Source organism: Sphingomonas sp. 66-10, assembly GCF_001897045.1.
Lineage (GTDB): Bacteria > Pseudomonadota > Alphaproteobacteria > Sphingomonadales > Sphingomonadaceae > Sphingomonas > Sphingomonas lycopersici.
On record NZ_MKRR01000159.1, the window covers coordinates 16729 to 20266 of the forward strand.

The following is a 3538-nucleotide window of genomic DNA, read 5'->3' on the forward strand; positions in this document are numbered from 1 at the left end:
GCAAGCCAGGCATGAGCCGCGACGATCTGCTCGGCATCAACCTCAAGGTGATGAAGTCGGTCGGCGAAGGCATCAAGAACAACGCGCCCGACGCGTTCGTCATCTGCATCACCAACCCGCTCGACGCGATGGTCTGGGCGCTGCGCGAATTCTCCGGCCTGCCGACCAACAAGGTCGTGGGCATGGCCGGCGTGCTCGACTCGGCGCGCTTCAGCCACTTCCTCGCCGAGGAATTCAACGTCTCGGTCAAGGACGTGAACACCTTCGTGCTCGGCGGCCACGGCGACACGATGGTGCCGGTGCTGGAGTATAGCACGGTCAGCGGCATCCCGGTCAGCGATCTGATCGCGATGGGCTTCTCGACCAAGGAAAAGGTCGACGAGATCGTCAAGCGCACCCGCGGCGGCGGCGGCGAGATCGTCGCTTTGCTCAAGACCGGCTCGGCCTATTACGCCCCGGCGACCAGCGGCATCGCGATGGCCGAGGCCTATCTCTATGACCAGAAGCGCATCCTGCCGGCCGCCGCGCATCTGTCGGGCGAATATGGCGTCGACGATCTGTACGTCGGCGCGCCGGTGATCATCGGCGCCGGCGGCGTCGAGAAGGTGGTCGAGGTCAAGCTCGGCGACGAGGCGAAGGCCAACCTTCAGGTCTCGGTCGATGCGGTCAAGGAACTGCTCGTGGCGTGCAAGGCGATCGATAGCTCGCTGGCGTGACATAGGCGCTCAGCTGTGTCCCCGCGAAGGCGGGGACACAGACTGGGTTCCCGCCTTGGGTTCCCATCAAAGTAATACTTTGATGAGGGCCCTTCGCGGGAGCACATTTTACGCTGTCGTTCGCGAGGGCACATTACAAGGAGCCGATGAACAAGCGCGGGTATGTTTACATCATGGCGAATGGTCGCAACGGCACCATCTATATCGGTGTCACCTCGGATCTCGCCGCCCGCGCTTATCAGCACCGCAACGGGCTGATCGACGGCTTCACGAAGGAATATGGTTGTCACCGTCTCGTCTGGTACGAAGCGTATGACGACCTCGACGAGGCCCGCTTACGCGAGCTTCGCATGAAGAAGTGGAACCGCCAGTGGAAGCTGGCGGAGATTGAGCGAATGAACCCCGGCTGGGACGATCTGTTCGAGTCGTTGTTTTGATCGGCAATGTGCTCCCGGTGGGAGCACAGGCTGGGTCCCCGCCTCCGCGGGGACACAAGGAGTTGAGAACCCGCATGAGCATTCTCGTCGACAGGAACACCAAGGTCATCACCCAGGGGATGACCGGCAAGACAGGCACCTTCCACACGAAGGCCGCGCTCGATTACGGCACGCAGATGGTCGGCGGCGTGACGCCGGGCAAGGGTGGCACGGTGCATGAGGAGCTCGGGCTGCCGAACTTCGACACCGTCGCCGAGGCGGTCGCCAAGACCGGCGCCGATGCCAGCGTGATCTATGTCCCGCCGCCCTTCGCGGCCGATTCGATCCTCGAGGCGATCGACGCCGAAGTGCCGCTGATCGTGTGCATCACCGAAGGGATTCCGGTGCTCGACATGGTCAAGGTGAAGCGCGCGCTCTCCGGCTCCAAGTCGCGGCTGATCGGGCCGAACTGCCCGGGCGTGCTGACCCCGAACCAGTGCAAGATCGGCATCATGCCGGGCAATATCTTCCGCGAAGGTTCGGTCGGCGTCGTCTCGCGCTCCGGCACGCTGACCTATGAGGCGGTGTTCCAGACCTCGAACGCCGGGCTCGGCCAGACCACCGCGGTCGGCATCGGCGGCGATCCGGTCAACGGCACCAACTTCATCGACGTGCTCGAACTGTTCCTCGCCGACGAGGCGACCCAGTCGATCATCATGATCGGCGAGATCGGCGGCTCCGCCGAGGAAGAAGCGGCGCAGTTCCTCAAGGACGAGGCCAAGCGCGGGCGCAAGAAGCCGATGGCCGGCTTCATTGCCGGGCGCACGGCGCCGCCGGGCCGTCGCATGGGTCACGCCGGCGCGATCGTGTCGGGCGGCCAGGGCGGCGCCGAGGACAAGATCGCGGCGATGGAAGCCGCCGGAATCAAGGTCGCGGCGAGCCCGAGCGAGCTCGGCTCGACCTTGCTCGAAGTGTTGAAGGGTTGATCATTCCGCCCCGGGGGCATGTTGCTTCCGGGGCGACAACGGCATCTCTCCCCAGGATGCCCGAGGACAAAGCGTCATGGGCTACGAAGGCCAGGATTTCGCGGATATCGCAGGCGGCGTCTCGCCGGCGTTCATCGATGCGCTCTATGCGCGCTACAAGGCATCGCCCGACAGCGTCGAGCCGGGCTGGCGCGCCTTCTTCGAGGGGCTGGAGGGCGCGACGTCCGGGCCGTCGTGGGAAAATGCCCGCTGGCCGCTGACCTCGACCGACGACCTCACCGCGGCGCTCGATCCGACGCAGATGGAGCCCGCGCCCAAGCCGGCGAAGGGTGGCAAACCCGCCCCGGCGGCCGCGGCCCCCGCCCCCGATCAGGACGCGGTGGTCAAGGCCGCCGCCGATGCGATCCGCGCACAGATGCTGATCCGCACCTATCGCGTGCGCGGCCACCTCGCCTCCAATCTCGATCCGCTCGGCCTCTCCGGGCTGCGCGAACTGCCGGCCGATCTCACGACCGAATATCACGGCTTCTCCGACGCCGATCTCGATCGCCCGGTCTATCTCGGCGGCACGTTGGGGCTGCAATGGGCGACGGTACGCGAGATCGTCGACATCCTGCGCGCCAATTACTGCGGCAATGTCGGCCTCGAATATATGCACATCGCCGACGTGGAGGAGCGTCGCTTCCTCCAGGATCGGATGGAGGGCAAGGACAAGGCGATCGAATTCACCGACGCCGGCAAGAAGGCCATCCTCACCAAGGTGATCGAGGCCGAGCAGTGGGAGAAGTTCCTCGGCCGCAAATATGTCGGCACGAAGCGCTTCGGGCTCGACGGCGGCGAATCGATGATCCCCGCGCTGGAGAGCGTGATCAAGTACGGCGGCCAGATGGGCGTCAACGAGATCGTCATCGGCATGGCGCACCGCGGCCGGCTCAACGTGCTCGCCAATGTGATGGCCAAGCCGCTCCGCGTGATCTTCCACGAATTCGCCGGCGGCTCGGCCAACCCCGATGACATCGGCGGTTCGGGCGACGTCAAATATCACCTCGGCACCTCCACCGACCGCGAGTTCGACGGGCACAAGGTTCATATGTCGCTCGTCGCCAACCCGTCGCACCTCGAGGCGGCGGACCCGGTGGTGCTGGGCAAGACCCGCGCGATCCAGACGATCGCGAACGACCTCACCGAGCATTCGCATTCGCTGCCGGTGCTGATCCACGGCGACGCGGCGTTCGCCGGGCAAGGCATCGTGTGGGAATGCCTCGGCTTCTCGGGCATCCGTGGGTACAATACCGGCGGCTGCATCCATTTCGTCATCAACAACCAGATCGGCTTCACCACCAGCCCGCAATTCGCGCGCTCCTCGCCCTATCCGTCGGATGTGGCGAAGGGGGGGCAGGCGCCGATCTTCCATGTGAAC

At 65.1% G+C, this 3538-nt stretch carries 3 protein-coding genes and 1 pseudogene (1 of these 4 cut by a window edge); all 4 read left to right on the forward strand.

Features of this window, described 5'->3' with window-relative positions; genetic code table 11:
• Positions 1 to 716 (forward strand): annotated as a pseudogene (gene mdh, locus BGN95_RS24540) (malate dehydrogenase); it begins 221 nt to the left of the window's first position.
• Positions 717 to 862: 146 nt separating this feature from the next.
• The gene (locus BGN95_RS24545; protein ID WP_265271060.1) at positions 863 to 1153 is read left to right on the forward strand and encodes a GIY-YIG nuclease family protein; all 291 of its coding nucleotides are present in this window, start codon (positions 863 to 865) and stop codon (positions 1151 to 1153) included.
• A 74-nt stretch (positions 1154 to 1227) separates the two neighbouring features.
• Complete coding sequence (sucD, locus tag BGN95_RS24550; protein ID WP_179511380.1) at positions 1228 to 2118, forward strand: succinate--CoA ligase subunit alpha; 891 nt, start codon at positions 1228 to 1230, stop codon at positions 2116 to 2118.
• Between the two features lie 76 nt (positions 2119 to 2194).
• A partial coding sequence (locus BGN95_RS24555; RefSeq protein WP_286774330.1) for a thiamine pyrophosphate-dependent enzyme occupies positions 2195 to 3538 on the forward strand: 1344 nt, incomplete at its 3' end.